The sequence below is a fragment of the Pseudomonas sp. zfem002 genome, assembly GCF_032621685.1.
Taxonomy (GTDB): Bacteria; Pseudomonadota; Gammaproteobacteria; order Pseudomonadales; family Pseudomonadaceae; genus Aquipseudomonas; species Aquipseudomonas japonica.
The window spans coordinates 42,890-56,243 of the sequence record NZ_JAVYJH010000017.1 but is presented as its reverse complement, the minus strand read 5'-3'; the positions used below and the strand labels follow the sequence as shown (position 1 = coordinate 56,243).

At 64.0% G+C, this 13,354-nt stretch carries 11 protein-coding genes; 8 read left to right on the top strand and 3 right to left on the bottom strand.

Going from position 1 to position 13,354, the window contains the following annotated elements:
- Nucleotides 1–91: 91 nt before the first annotated feature.
- The 7 genes from RTI28_RS19090 (at nt 92) to RTI28_RS19060 (ending at nt 9,175) form a co-directional block, all read left to right on the top strand.
- Nucleotides 92–1,090, top strand: coding sequence for a phosphate ABC transporter substrate-binding protein PstS (locus RTI28_RS19090; RefSeq protein ID WP_042121593.1), 999 nt, complete (start codon nt 92–94; stop codon nt 1,088–1,090).
- 137 nt (nt 1,091–1,227) lie between these two features.
- Nucleotides 1,228–3,516 carry an ABC transporter permease subunit gene (locus RTI28_RS19085; protein WP_316921895.1) on the top strand — a complete coding sequence of 763 codons (2,289 nt, stop codon included), beginning with the start codon at nt 1,228–1,230 and terminating at the stop codon, nt 3,514–3,516.
- Between the two features lie 18 nt (nt 3,517–3,534).
- Complete coding sequence (gene pstA, locus RTI28_RS19080) at nt 3,535–5,205, top strand: phosphate ABC transporter permease PstA (protein WP_316921894.1); 1,671 nt, start codon at nt 3,535–3,537, stop codon at nt 5,203–5,205.
- 82 nt (nt 5,206–5,287) lie between these two features.
- Nucleotides 5,288–6,121, top strand: coding sequence for a phosphate ABC transporter ATP-binding protein PstB (pstB, locus tag RTI28_RS19075; protein ID WP_042121590.1), 834 nt, complete (start codon nt 5,288–5,290; stop codon nt 6,119–6,121).
- Nucleotides 6,122–6,227: 106 nt separating this feature from the next.
- Nucleotides 6,228–6,983 carry a phosphate signaling complex protein PhoU gene (gene phoU, locus RTI28_RS19070; protein ID WP_042121589.1) on the top strand — a complete coding sequence of 252 codons (756 nt, stop codon included), beginning with the start codon at nt 6,228–6,230 and terminating at the stop codon, nt 6,981–6,983.
- A 166-nt stretch (nt 6,984–7,149) separates the two neighbouring features.
- On the top strand, nt 7,150–8,046 hold the full coding sequence (locus RTI28_RS19065) for a response regulator (RefSeq protein WP_316921893.1): 897 nt from the start codon (nt 7,150–7,152) through the stop codon (nt 8,044–8,046).
- A 232-nt stretch (nt 8,047–8,278) separates the two neighbouring features.
- On the top strand, nt 8,279–9,175 hold the full coding sequence (locus tag RTI28_RS19060) for a peptidoglycan DD-metalloendopeptidase family protein (protein WP_316921892.1): 897 nt from the start codon (nt 8,279–8,281) through the stop codon (nt 9,173–9,175).
- Between the two features lie 6 nt (nt 9,176–9,181).
- Here the strand turns inward: RTI28_RS19060 and RTI28_RS19055 are convergent, their stop codons facing one another.
- From RTI28_RS19055 to phoB, 3 genes are all read right to left on the bottom strand, one after another.
- Nucleotides 9,182–10,522, bottom strand: a complete 1,341-nt coding sequence (locus RTI28_RS19055) for a hemolysin family protein (RefSeq protein WP_316921891.1) — start codon at nt 10,520–10,522, stop codon at nt 9,182–9,184.
- A gap of 114 nt (nt 10,523–10,636) precedes the next feature.
- Nucleotides 10,637–11,965, bottom strand: a complete 1,329-nt coding sequence (gene phoR / locus RTI28_RS19050) for a phosphate regulon sensor histidine kinase PhoR (RefSeq protein ID WP_410479014.1) — start codon at nt 11,963–11,965, stop codon at nt 10,637–10,639.
- Between the two features lie 76 nt (nt 11,966–12,041).
- Nucleotides 12,042–12,731 carry a phosphate regulon transcriptional regulator PhoB gene (gene phoB, locus RTI28_RS19045; RefSeq protein WP_009394423.1) on the bottom strand — a complete coding sequence of 230 codons (690 nt, stop codon included), beginning with the start codon at nt 12,729–12,731 and terminating at the stop codon, nt 12,042–12,044.
- Nucleotides 12,732–12,878: 147 nt separating this feature from the next.
- Here phoB and RTI28_RS19040 point away from each other — a divergent pair, with 147 nt between their 5' ends.
- Nucleotides 12,879–13,247 carry a hypothetical protein gene (locus RTI28_RS19040; RefSeq protein WP_316921890.1) on the top strand — a complete coding sequence of 123 codons (369 nt, stop codon included), beginning with the start codon at nt 12,879–12,881 and terminating at the stop codon, nt 13,245–13,247.
- Nucleotides 13,248–13,354 lie beyond the last annotated feature (107 nt).

Here is a 13,354-nt window from a genome sequence, read left to right as displayed (position 1 = left end):
ATTGTCATATTCGGGTCATAGAGTGTTCACACGGCCTGCAGATACTTGGGCCCGATCCATCTCACCCCCGAATTCCTGCTAGGAGCAAGGCATGAAACTGAAGCGTTTGATGGCGGCCCTGACCTTTGTCGCCGCTGGCGTTGCCACCGCCAATGCGGTTGCCGCTGTTGACCCAGCTATTCCGACCTACACCAAGACCACCGGTGTGTCGGGCAACCTCTCCAGCGTTGGGTCCGATACCCTGGCCAACCTGATGACGCTGTGGGCTGAGGCGTACAAGAAAGAATACCCGAACGTGAACATCCAGATTCAGGCCGCCGGCTCCTCCACCGCGCCACCCGCGCTGACTGAAGGCACCGCCAACCTCGGCCCGATGAGCCGCAAGATGAAGGACGTCGAGCTGCAGGCGTTCGAGCAGAAGTACGGCTACAAGCCGACTGCCATCCCGGTTGCCGTTGACGCCCTGGCGGTCTTCGTTCACAAGGACAACCCGATCAAAGGCCTGACCATGGCCCAGGTCGATGCGATCTTCTCCTCCACCCGCCTGTGCGGTGGCAAAGCCGACGTCAAGACCTGGGGCGACCTGGGCGTGACCGGCGACCTGGCCAACAAGCCAGTCCAGCTGTTCGGTCGCAACTCGGTATCCGGCACCTACGGCTACTTCAAGGAAGAAGCCCTGTGCAAAGGCGACTTCAAGCCTAACGTCAACGAGCAGCCAGGTTCGGCTTCCGTTGTTCAGTCGATCAGCTCCTCGCTGAACGGCATCGGCTACTCGGGCATCGGTTACAAGACCGCCAGCGTCAAGACCGTAGCCCTGGCCAAGAAAGAAGGCGGCGAGTTCGTCGAAGACAACGAAGCCAACGCCCTGAACGGCACCTACCCGCTGTCGCGCTTCCTGTACGTCTACGTCAACAAGGCCCCGAACAAGCCTCTGGCCCCGCTGGAAGCCGAGTTCGTGAAGCTGGTCCTGTCGCAGGCCGGCCAGCAAGTGGTCGTGAAGGACGGTTACATCCCGCTGCCAGCCAAAGTGGCTGAGAAAGCCCTGGCTGACCTGGGTCTGACCCACAACGCCGGTGTAGCCAAGAACTAAGTGTGACCAGGCGGGGCTCGGAGGATGCCGGGCCCCGCTGCAAATTCCCAGTCCGCTGCCAGGAGACCTGAGCGGCGGGCTTTTTTGCGTCACTGCATTGTCATGTTTCTGTCATACGGGACCGCTAGGGTGTGCGCATGAATGATCTGGCCAACTCCACAATGACCCAAAATTCTCCCCCCGTGCGGATTGATTTCAATACGCCCGAACTGCAACGCAAGCGCCGCATTCGCGCGCTCAAGGATCGCCTGACCCGCTGGTATGTACTGGTAGGCGGGCTTGCCGTGCTGGCGGCGATCACCCTGATCTTCTTCTACCTGGCCTATGTGGTCGTGCCGCTGTTCCAGGGTGCGAGCCTGACCAGCAAGAAGGCCCTGGAGCCAACCTGGCTGCAACAGGACGCGGGCAAGCCGCTGATGATCGCCCTGGAAGAGCAGAACCTGGTCGGCATGCGGGTTTCCGACAAGGGCCAGGCCCTGTTCTTCGATACCAAGACCGGCGCCGAGATCAAGCGCGTCGATCTGCCCCTGCCGGCTGGCGTCCAGGTGACGTCGATCGGTGCCGACCAGCCGGGTAGCCCGCTGATCGTCCTGGGCCTGTCCAACGGTCAGGTGCTGGTGTTCCACCACACCTACAAGATCACCTACCCGGACAACAAGAAAACCATCACACCCGCCATCGACTTCCCCTACGGCCAGGCGCCCATCGCCCTGGACGATCAGGGACGTGCCCTGGAACACGTGAGCCTGAACGTCAATGGCGACACCCTGCTGCTCACCGGTTCCGCCGGCGCGCACCTGCAGGTGCTGCAACTGAGCCGTTCGGAAAACATGATGACCGGCGAAGTCACCAGCGAGCAGAGCCGCATCGAACTGCCGCAGATGACCGAAGCGGTGAAGGCGATCTTCATCGACCCGCGTCAGCAGTGGCTGTACGTGATCAACGGTCGCGCCCAGGCCGACGTGTTCAGCCTGCGCGACAAGAGCCTCAACGGTCGCTACAAGCTGTCCGAGAACGGCGAGGCGGAAGTCACCGCCAGCGCCCAGCTGGTCGGCGGTATCTCGCTGATCGTCGGCGACTCCAAGGGTGTGCTGAGCCAGTGGTTCATGGCCCGTGACCCGGATGGCGAACAACGCCTGAAGCGCATCCGCGACTTCAAGATGGGCAACTCGCCGGTCGTGCAGATCGACGCCGAAGAGCGCCGCAAGGGCTTCATCGCCCTGGACGCCAGCGGCAAGCTCGGTGTGTTCCACAGCACCGCGCACCGCACCCTGCTGATCGAGCAGGCCGTCGACGGTCCGGGCGTGCTGGCCCTGTCGCCACGCGCCAACCGCGTGTTCATCGAGGAAGGCAACAAGCTGCAACCGCTGACCCTGAAGAACCCGCACCCGGAAGTCTCCTTCAGCGCGCTGTGGAGCAAGGTCTGGTACGAGAACTACGACGAGCCTAAATACGTCTGGCAGTCGACCGCTTCGAACACCGACTTCGAGCCCAAGCTGAGCCTCTCGCCGCTGACCTTCGGTACCCTGAAGGCGGCCTTCTACGCGATGATCCTGGCCGCTCCGCTGGCCATCGCCGCGGCGATCTACACCGCCTACTTCATGGCACCGGGCATGCGCCGCAAGGTCAAGCCGGTGATCGAGCTGATGGAGGCGATGCCGACGGTGATTCTCGGCTTCTTCGCCGGCCTGTTCCTCGCGCCGTACCTCGAAGGCCACCTGCCGGGCGTGTTCAGCCTGATGCTGCTGCTGCCGCTGGGTATCCTGGTCGCCGGCTTCAGCTGGAGCCGACTGCCGGAATCGATCCGCCTGCGTGTACCGGATGGCTGGGAAGCCGCGATCCTGATCCCGGTGATCCTCGTCACCGGCTGGTTCGCCCTGTACATGAGCCCGTTCCTGGAAACCTGGTTCTTCGGCGGCGACATGCGCCTGTGGATCACCAACGACCTGGGCATCACCTACGACCAGCGCAACGCCCTGGTAGTGGGTATCGCCATGGGCTTCGCGGTCATTCCGAACATCTACTCGATCGCCGAGGACGCCGTGTTCAGCGTGCCGCGCAGCCTGACCCTGGGTTCGCTGGCGCTGGGCGCCACGCCATGGCAGACCCTGACTCGCGTGGTCATCCTGACCGCCAGCCCGGGCATCTTCTCGGCGCTGATGATCGGCATGGGCCGTGCCGTGGGTGAAACCATGATCGTGCTGATGGCCACCGGCAACACGCCGGTGATGGAGCTGAACCTGTTCGAAGGCATGCGCACCCTGGCGGCCAACGTCGCGGTGGAAATGCCCGAGTCGGAAGTCGGCGGCAGCCATTACCGCGTCCTGTTCCTTGCTGCGCTGGTGCTCCTGATGTTCACGTTCATCATGAACACCTTGGCCGAGCTGATTCGCCAGCGTCTGCGCAAGAAATACTCGTCGCTTTGATAGAGAAGGTAGAGATCCGTGAAAAAGGATTCCCTCAACAGCTGGTTCAAGAGCGGCGCCCCGGGCGTCTGGATCAGCGGTGGCTCGGTCGCCATCGCGGTCATCATGACCATCGGCCTGCTCGCCGTAATCGCCGTCCGCGGCCTGGGTCACTTCTGGCCCGCTGACCTGGTCCAGGCCAGCTACAACGTGCCTGGCCAGCCCAGCCACGTGGTGGTCGGCGAGGTGGTGCAGAAGGAAGAAGTGCCACGCGCGCGTCTGAAAGGTGCTGGCCTGCCGGTACCGGACGACGGCCCGGAGTTCATGACCCGCGAGCTGATCAAGGTCGGCAACCGTGACCTGAACGGCAGCGACTTCACCTGGGTGGTCGGCGAGTGGCTGGTCGACCAGCAGCGTCCGGCCGATCTGATCGCCCTGGAACGTCGCGAGTGGGGCAACTTCTACGGCTACCTGGTCAGCGTCAAGGAAAACGGCAAGGTGGTCGCCGAAGGCGCGGCCGCCTGGAACGAGCTGCAAAGCCGTCTGGCCCGCTCCGAGAAACTCGCCGGCGACCTGCAGAACCTCGAGAAGAAGGATATCGGTGCCATCAACCATGGCCTCGAGCGCCTGCGTCTGCACAGCCGCAAGCTGGAACTGGAAGGCCGGCTGGACGCCGCCGCCCAGGCCGACATCGAAGCCGAGCGTGCCGAGCTGAACAACCGCTACAAGGCCATCGAAGAGCGTCTGGGCAGCCTGCACCAGGACTTCGCTCGCGATGCCCTGGTCGCCCGTGACGGCAACGGCCGCGAAGTCGAGATCAACCTGAGCAAGGTGGTGCACGCCTACCAGCCAAACGGCATGGGCCTGTTCACCAAGCTGGGCGTGTACTTCGCCAAGGTCTGGGAATTCCTCAGCGACGACCCGCGTGAAGCCAACACCGAAGGCGGTATCTTCCCGGCCATCTTCGGTACCGTGATGATGACCCTGATCATGGCCGTGATCGTGACCCCGTTCGGCGTACTGGCCGCAGTCTACCTGCGCGAATACGCCCGCCAGGGCCCGGTGACGCGCCTGATCCGCATCGCGGTGAACAACCTGGCCGGCGTCCCGGCGATCGTCTACGGCGTGTTCGGCCTGGGCTTCTTCGTCTACGTACTGGGTGGCTCGCTCGACCGCCTGTTCTTCCCCGAGGCGCTGCCGGCGCCGACCCTGGGTACCCCGGGCCTGCTCTGGGCCTCGCTGACCCTGGCGCTGCTGGCGGTACCGGTGGTGATCGTCGCCACCGAGGAAGGCCTGGCGCGGATCCCGCGGACCGTGCGCGAGGGCTCGCTGGCCCTGGGTGCGACCAAGGCCGAGACCCTGTGGAAGATCGTCCTGCCGATGGCCAGTCCGGCGATGATGACCGGCATGATCCTCGCGGTGGCCCGTGCCGCCGGCGAAGTGGCGCCGCTGATGCTGGTGGGTGTGGTGAAACTGGCGCCTTCGCTGCCGGTGGATGGCAACTACCCGTACCTGCACCTGGACCAGAAGATCATGCACCTGGGCTTCCATATCTATGACGTCGGCTTCCAGAGCCCGAACGTCGAGGCTGCCCGTCCGCTGGTCTATGCGACCGCGCTGCTGCTGGTCCTGGTGATCGCCACCCTGAACCTCTCGGCAGTCTGGATCCGCAACCACCTGCGCGAGAAGTACAAGGCGCTGGACAGCTGATCGACACCCCTTTGCGACTGCCGCCCGTGCCCTGCGCCGGGCGGTGCGATGAAACGAAATTGATAGCGTATGGAGTCTGACCATGCAGCATGAATCCCACGCCCACGGCATCGATATGTCGGCCCTGGGTCGCGACAAACAGAGCCTGCGCCTGGCCGAAGAAACCGTGGCCATCGAAGTGCCTGGCCTGAGCCTGTTCTACGGCGACAAACAAGCCCTGTTCGACGTCGGCATGAACATCCCGAAACAGCGCGTAACCGCCTTCATCGGCCCGTCCGGCTGCGGCAAGTCGACCCTGCTGCGGACCTTCAACCGCATGAACGACCTGGTCGACGGCTGCCGCGTCGAGGGCGCCATCAACCTGTACGGCAACAACATCTATCGCAAGGGCGAAGACGTTGCCGAACTGCGCCGCCGCGTCGGCATGGTGTTCCAGAAGCCCAACCCGTTCCCCAAGACCATCTATGAAAACGTGGTCTACGGCCTGCGCATCCAGGGCATCAACAAGAAGCGCGTGCTCGACGAAGCCGTCGAGTGGGCCCTGAAGGGCGCCGCCCTGTGGGACGAAGTCAAAGACCGTCTGCACGACTCGGCGCTGGGCCTGTCCGGTGGCCAGCAGCAGCGTCTGGTCATCGCCCGCACCATCGCCGTCGAGCCGGAAGTCCTGCTCCTCGACGAACCGTGCTCGGCACTCGACCCGATCTCGACCCTGAAGGTCGAAGAGCTGATCTACGAGCTGAAATCCAAGTACACCATCGTCATCGTGACCCACAACATGCAGCAGGCGGCGCGCGTCTCCGACTACACCGCGTTCATGTACATGGGCAAACTGGTCGAGTTCGGCGACACCGATACCCTGTTCACCAACCCGGCCAAGAAGCAGACCGAAGACTACATCACCGGTCGCTACGGCTAGGAACTGGTGCACGCGCGGCCACGAGCGGCGAGCAGACGGTGCCCGGGACAGACACGAATGACTTGAAGCCTGCGGCTTGGAGCCGGCAGCTTCGCGGAGCGAAAGCATGATCGATAAAGACAGCCTCACCCATCACATCTCCCAGCAGTTCAACGCCGAACTCGAAGAGGTGCGCAGCCACCTCCTGGCCATGGGCGGCCTGGTCGAGAAGCAGGTCAACGACGCGGTCACCGCGCTGATCGAGGCCGACTCCGGCCTGGCCCAGCAGGTGCGCGAAGTCGACGAGCAGATCAACCAGATGGAGCGCAACATCGACGAGGAATGCGTGCGCATCCTCGCCCGTCGCCAGCCTGCCGCGTCCGACCTGCGCCTGATCATCAGCATCTCCAAGTCGGTGATCGACCTGGAGCGTATCGGCGACGAGTCGACCAAGATCGCCCGCCGTGCCATCCAGCTGTGCGAGGAGGGCGAGTCGCCGCGCGGCTACGTCGAGGTCCGTCACATCGGCGACCAGGTGCGCAACATGGTCCGCGACGCGCTGGATGCCTTCGCCCGCTTCGACGCCGACCTGGCGCTGTCCGTGGCCCAGTACGACAAGACCATCGACCGCGAGTACAAGACCGCCCTGCGCGAGCTGGTGACCTACATGATGGAAGACCCGCGTTCGATCTCGCGGGTCCTCAGCGTCATCTGGGCCCTGCGTTCGCTGGAGCGGATCGGCGACCACGCGCGCAACATCTCCGAACTGGTGATCTACCTGGTGCGCGGCACCGACGTGCGCCACCTCGGCCTCAAGCGCATGAAAGAAGAAGTGCAAGGTGCCGAAGTGCCTAATGTTCCGGGCGAATCTGACGATAAATAAGGTTGCCCCGAGAACTGACGCCCGGCCTTGGCCGGGCGTTTTCGTTTGCGGCAGCGCAATAGAAGGCACCCGCGAACGAATCTGTTGTTGTGTCCCGGCGTGACCGAAGTTTTGGCAAATGGCCATCAGTCAACGTTATGCTAGTCGGGATCAGGAAGGAGTGGCGATGAGTAAAGTCAGTGTGCTGGTTGTGGATGATGCGCCGTTCATCCGCGACCTGGTAAAGAAATGCCTGCGTAACTATTTCCCCGGCATGGTCATCGAAGATGCGGTCAACGGGCGCAAGGCCCAGACCCTGATGACCAGGGACGTCTTCGACATGGTCCTGTGCGATTGGGAGATGCCGGAGATGTCCGGCCTCGAATTGCTCACCTGGTGCCGCCAGCAGGACGCGCTCAAGGCCCTGCCGTTCATCATGGTGACCAGCCGTGGCGACAAGGAAAACGTGGTCCAGGCGATCCAGGCTGGCGTCTCGGACTATGTCGGCAAGCCGTTCACCAACGAACAGCTGCTGACCAAGGTGAAGAAAGCCCTGGCCAAGGTCGGCAAGCTGGAGGCGGCGATGGCGGGCGGTCCGGCGCGTTCTTCGACCGGCTTCGCAAACGATTCCCTGTCGGCCCTGACCAGCGCTGCCAAGCCTGCAGCGCCCGGCGCGCCGGCCGCCGCTCCCGCCGCCAAGCCGTTGCTCAACGCCCCGCCGGTACCGACCCAGCCCGCCACGCCGACGGGCCGCGGCCAGGGCCAGCTGCGCCTGTCCAGCGGCAACCAGCCGTGCATCATCAAGGCCCTGACGCTGAAGGAGGCTTCGCTGGTGGTACGCCGCAGCGAGGCACTGCCGCAGGTGCTGGAAGGTGCCGTGCTCGACCTGGAGCAGGGCGAGCAGTCGGAAGTGGCTCGTCTCAACGGCTACCTGCATTCGGTCGCGGCGCTGGAGCCGAAGCCGGACAGCGACTGGCTGCAACTGACCTTCCGTTTCGTCGACCAGGACGCGCAGAAGCTCGACTACCTGTCGCGCCTGATCGCCCGCGGCACCGCGCAGAAGCAGTACATCCCCGGCGCCTGATGGCACCAGGGCAAGAAGATGGCCGTTTAGCGGCAAATTGCCACCGCTGATCGGCCCAAACCCTCTCAAGCCGTTTCCCCGGCCTCTGGCGTGAAATCGCGCTGCTAGGCTTCGACGACATACCTTCGCCGGACCGACCCCGGTCCACCGCGAGCAGGCCTGTTTTCACGGCGTGCTCGCAGTGGCCGGCTGGGCGTTCCTGAACAACAACATCGTCTGAAGGCCGTCCGTCATGCCATCCCGTCTGCTGCTGTTCTGCGCACTGCTGTTATCCACCGGACCGGCGCTGGCCATGACCATCTATCAAAGCAGGGACGCCTTCGGCGTCGTCACCTACTCCGACCGGCCCATCGCCGGCGCGCGAGCGTTGCTGTTCCGCGATCGCATGGACGAGAAACTCGAACGCCAGGTGCACCTGCAAACCACGCCGCATGCCCAGGGGGTGCATTTCTCGGTGTACAACGAGCTGTATGCGCCGGTGGAGGTGGAACTGCGCCTGGAGCGCCTGGGCAATGCCCGGGAAGCCGGGCCGCGCGTGGTACGTCGGGTGATAGCGCCGCGCGCCACGGTGGCGCTGACCGGGCTCAGTGCCCTGCGCCCCGGGCAGAAAGTCACCTACCGGGAAACCTTCCGCACGGCCCTCGGCGATCCCGCGCTGCGTCCCCAGGCCTACCGCTACCCGCTGCCCTGGCGCGGCGGGCCGTTCCGCCTGACCCAGGGTCCCAACGGTCGCTTCAGTCATTACGGGCCCAAAGGCCGTTACGCCATGGATATCGCCATGCCCGAAGGCACCCCGATCATCGCCGCGCGGGCCGGGGTGGTGGTCAAGCTGGAGAACCGGCAGAGCGGTCGGGGCACCCAGCCGTCGGGCAATTTCGTCAGGATCCTGCACAACGACGGCACCATGGGCGTGTACCTGCACCTGATGCGCGGCTCGGTGCTGGTCCGCGAGGGCCAGCAGGTGGCCTATGGCACGCCGCTGGCGCGCTCCGGCAATACCGGCAGGAGCACCGCGCCGCACCTGCATTTCGTGGTGCAGCGCAATGTCGGGCTGGCGGTGGAGTCGATTCCGTACCAGTTCAACCAGCCCGTCGGCGGCTTGCCGAACTTCACCGCCGGCAATCCGTAGGGCGGCTCAATCGAGCTTGAGCACCTTGGCCAGGACGATCTTCGGCCCCTTCATCTTCTTGATGATGATGCGCAGGCCTTCGACTTCCAGCACTTCTTCCTCTTCCGGAACCCGCTTGAGGGTCTCGTAGACGAGGCCGGCGAGGGTTTCCGCCTCGATATGGTCGAGGTCGATGCCGAGCAGGCGCTCGACCTTGAACAGCGGCGTATCGCCACGCACCAGCAGCTTGCCCGGCTGGTAGGCGAGGATACCGCGCTCGGTCTTGCGGTGTTCGTCCTGGATATCGCCGACCAGCACTTCCAGCACGTCTTCCATGGTCAGGTAGCCGATGACCTTGCCGTCGGCTTCCTCGACCAGGGCGAAGTGCGCGCCGCCCTTGCGGAACTGCTCCAGCAACTGCGACAGCGGCATGTGCCGCGACACGCGCTCCAGCGGCCGGGTCAGTTCCAGCAGGTTGAACGACTCCGGCACATGGTCGAGGGCCGCCAGTTCCAGCAGCAGATCCTTGATGTGCAGCAGGCCGACGAACTCGCCGCGCTCGGCGTCGTATACCGGGTAGCGGCTGAACTTGTGGCGGCGGAACATGGCCAGGATTTCCTTCAACGGCGCATTGACGTCGAGGCTGATCATGTCTTCGCGGGAGTTGGCCCAGTCGACCACTTCCAGTTCGCCCATTTCCACCGCCGAGGCCAGCACGCGCATGCCCTGGTCGCTGGGGTCCTGGCCGCGGCTGGAGTGGAGGATCAGCTTGAGTTCCTCGCGGCTGTAATGGTGTTCATGATGCGGCCCCGGCTCGCCCTGGCCGGCGATGCGCAGGATGGCGTTGGCGCTGGCGTTGAGCAGGTAGATGGCCGGGTACATCAGCCAGTAGAACAGGTACAGCGGCACGGCGGTCCATAGCGACAGCAGTTCCGGCTTGCGGATCGCCCAGGATTTGGGCGCCAGCTCGCCGACCACGATGTGCAGGTAGGAAATCACGAAGAAGGCGCTGAAGAACGAAATGGCCTTGATGATTTCCGGCGACTGCACGCCGACCGCGGCCAGCAGCGGCTCGAGCAGGTGGGCGAAGGCCGGCTCACCGACCCAGCCCAGGCCCAGCGAGGCCAGGGTGATGCCCAGCTGGCAGGCGGAGAGATAGGCATCCAGTTGACTGTGTACGGTGCGCAGGATGCTGCCGCGCCAGCCGTGCTGCTCGGCGATCGACTCGACCCGGGTCGAGCGCAGTTTGACCATGGCGAACTCGGCGGCAACGAAGAAGCCGTTGAGCAGAACCAGGAGCAGGGCGAAGAGAATCATGCCGAAATCGGCGAAAAGGGAGGCGAGACTGATACTGGAAGAGGGATCCATGATGGGGTTTTACGGCGTTCCGTGTTCTTGAAATAGTAAGAAATAGGTGCCAGCTAGTGCTGGCACCGGTCCGCCAATGTAGCGGCTGAGGGCGTAAATGCAAAGTGCGCTGGATCAGTAAGCCTTCTGCGCAACGAGCTGGGCGGCGGGGAAGTGGCAGGTGAAGGTGCTGCCGTGGCCAGGCACGCTGCTGATTTCCAGGCGACCGCGGTGGCGCAGCAGCACGTGCTTGACGATCGCCAGACCGAGGCCCGTGCCGCCGGTATTGGAGGCGCGGCTGGAGTCGACCCGGTAGAAGCGTTCGGTCAGGCGCGGCAGGTGCTTGGCGTCGATGCCGATGCCGGAATCCTGCACGCTGAGGTGCGCGCCCTGTTCATCGCCCCACCAGCGGATACGGATGTTGCCTTCGTCCTGGGTGTACTTCACGGCGTTGAAGATCAGGTTGGAAAAGGCGCTGCGCAATTCCGTCTCGCTGCCCTTCAGGCGCAGGCCGGACTGGGCGTCCAGGCTGATGCGCTGGTTGCGCTGGCCGGACAGGGCCTGGGCATCGCCCTTGATCGATTGCAGCAGGCTGTCGACGGCCACCGGATGGTTGTCCGAGGGGTAGTCGGTGGCTTCCAGCTTGGCCAGCAGCAGCAGGTCGTTGAGCAGGGTCTGCATTCGCGAGCCCTGTTGCGCCATCTGCTGCAGGGCGCGGACCCAGCGCGGATTGACGTCCTCGACGTTGTCCAGGAGGGTTTCCAGGTAGCCGGCGATCACGGTCAGCGGCGTGCGCAGTTCGTGGGAGACGTTGGCGACGAAGTCCTTGCGCATCTGTTCCAGCTGATGGATGCGGGTGACGTCGCGGACCAGCATCAGGTGCTCGTTGTTGCCGTAGCGGGTGATGTGGAACTGGATGCGCACGCGGTCGCTGGTCGGCGAAGGGATTTCCAGCGGTTCGACGTAGTTGTCCTGCTCGAAGTATTCCTTGAAGCGTGGATGGCGGACCAGGTTGGTCACCGGCTGGCCGCTGTCCTGCGGGGTCTTCAGGCCCAGCAGGGTCTCGGCGGCGCGGTTCCACCACTCCAGGTTGCCTTCGCTGTCGAGCATGATCACCGCGTCCTTCAGCGCGGCGGTGGACTCCTGGACACGGTCGATGACCGCCTGCAGGCGCCCGCGCACGCGCTGGTCGCGACGTTGCAGGTGATAGATGCTGTCGAACACCTCACCCCACAGGCCGTAGCCATCCGGTGGCGGCTCGTCGGATTTGTGCTCCTGCAGCCATTGGTGCAGGCGCAGCATCTGCTTGAGGGTCCAGCCCAGGTAGACCGCCAGGCCAAGGGCCAGGCTCCAGCCGTAGTAACCGCTGATCAGCCCGACCAGCAGGCAGACGGTGATCAGCAGCAGCATGTGGCGAATCAGGGTGCCGTGCCAGTTCTGGTTCAATTGGGAATCCTTGCGGATCGGCTTCGCACTGCAAGGCTGAAGCCGATCTCCTTGTGCTTTTGCTCTTGCCTGAGGCTTTCAGCTTTGCGGCGTGTCAGCCCTTGGTCGAGAAACGGTAACCGGTGCCACGCACGGTTTGTACCAGATTCTCGTAGGCATCACCCAGCGCCTTGCGCAGACGCCGGATGTGCACGTCGACGGTGCGCTCCTCGACGTAGACATTGCCGCCCCACACCTGGTCGAGCAACTGGCCGCGGGTGTAGGCGCGCTCCTGGTGGGTCATGAAGAACTGCAGCAGGCGGTATTCGGTCGGGCCCATCTCGGCCGGTTTGCCGTCGATGGTCACGCGGTGGCTGATCGGGTCGAGCAGCAGGCCGCCGACTTCGATCGGTGCTTCGCCATCGGTCGGGCCGGCGCGGCGCAGCACGGCCTTGAGGCGGGCGACCAGTTCGCGTGGCGAGAACGGCTTGGTGATGTAGTCGTCGGCGCCGACTTCCAGGCCCTGGATCTTGTTGTCTTCCTCACCCTTGGCGGTGAGCATGATGATCGGCACGTCGCTGGTCAGCTCGTCGCGCTTCAGGCGGCGGGCCAGTTCGATGCCGGAGGTACCCGGCAGCATCCAGTCGAGCAGGATCAGGTCCGGCTTGCGGTCGACGATGATGGCGTGCGCCTGCTGGGAATTCTCGGCCTCCAGGCAGTCATAGCCGGCCATTTCCAAGGCAACGGCGATCATCTCGCGAATTGGCGCTTCGTCGTCGACGATCAGAATGTTTCTGCCAACCATGCTCAAACCTCTCCCGGACTCTGGTGTCTTGGCCCGCATTAGATAACGGAATTATTGCAGCTGTGTGACAAGTCCGGGGCCGTTGCAGCAACTTCCTGTTACTGAACTAGGCTTTAAATCCCGATCCCGACCTACACGGTGAATCCAATGACACGACATACGCTGAACTGGATGGCTCTTTGCGCGACCCTGGCACTGCCGGGATTGGCCATGGCCGACCATGCCATGGAGAAGGACGGCATGCTGGTGGATCACGCCGGGATGACGCTCTACACCTTCGACAAGGACAGCGCCGGCAAGTCGATGTGCAATGGCGAATGCGCGAAGAACTGGCCGCCCCTGATGGCCGCGGGCGGCGAGAAGGCCGAAGGCAAGTGGACGCAGGTCAAGCGCGACGACGGCAGCCTGCAATGGGCCTATGACGGCAAGCCGCTGTACACCTTCGTCAAGGACAAGAAGGCTGGCGACATGACGGGCGATGGCATGAAGGATGTGTGGCACGTGGCCAAGCCGTAGCGCTGGATGATGCATCCCTTGTAGGAGCTGGCTTGCCTGCGAACGGGCGCGAAGCGGCCGCAGAACGGTGACCGCAGCGTGTCAGGCGTACCTGGGACTCAGGTCTT

Excerpts from the sequence above, each read along its gene's own strand:
- RTI28_RS19090 (WP_042121593.1), top strand. The coding sequence starts at position 92 with ATGAAACTGAAGCGTTTGATGGCGGCCCTGACCTTTGTCGCCGCTGGC.
- RTI28_RS19085 (WP_316921895.1), top strand. The coding sequence starts at position 1,228 with ATGAATGATCTGGCCAACTCCACAATGACCCAAAATTCTCCCCCCGTG.
- pstB (WP_042121590.1), top strand. The coding sequence starts at position 5,288 with ATGCAGCATGAATCCCACGCCCACGGCATCGATATGTCGGCCCTGGGT.
- phoU (WP_042121589.1), top strand. The coding sequence starts at position 6,228 with ATGATCGATAAAGACAGCCTCACCCATCACATCTCCCAGCAGTTCAAC.
- RTI28_RS19065 (WP_316921893.1), top strand. The coding sequence starts at position 7,150 with ATGAGTAAAGTCAGTGTGCTGGTTGTGGATGATGCGCCGTTCATCCGC.
- RTI28_RS19060 (WP_316921892.1), top strand. The coding sequence starts at position 8,279 with ATGCCATCCCGTCTGCTGCTGTTCTGCGCACTGCTGTTATCCACCGGA.
- RTI28_RS19055 (WP_316921891.1), bottom strand. The coding sequence starts at position 10,522 with ATGGATCCCTCTTCCAGTATCAGTCTCGCCTCCCTTTTCGCCGATTTC.
- phoB (WP_009394423.1), bottom strand. The coding sequence starts at position 12,731 with ATGGTTGGCAGAAACATTCTGATCGTCGACGACGAAGCGCCAATTCGC.
- RTI28_RS19040 (WP_316921890.1), top strand. The coding sequence starts at position 12,879 with ATGACACGACATACGCTGAACTGGATGGCTCTTTGCGCGACCCTGGCA.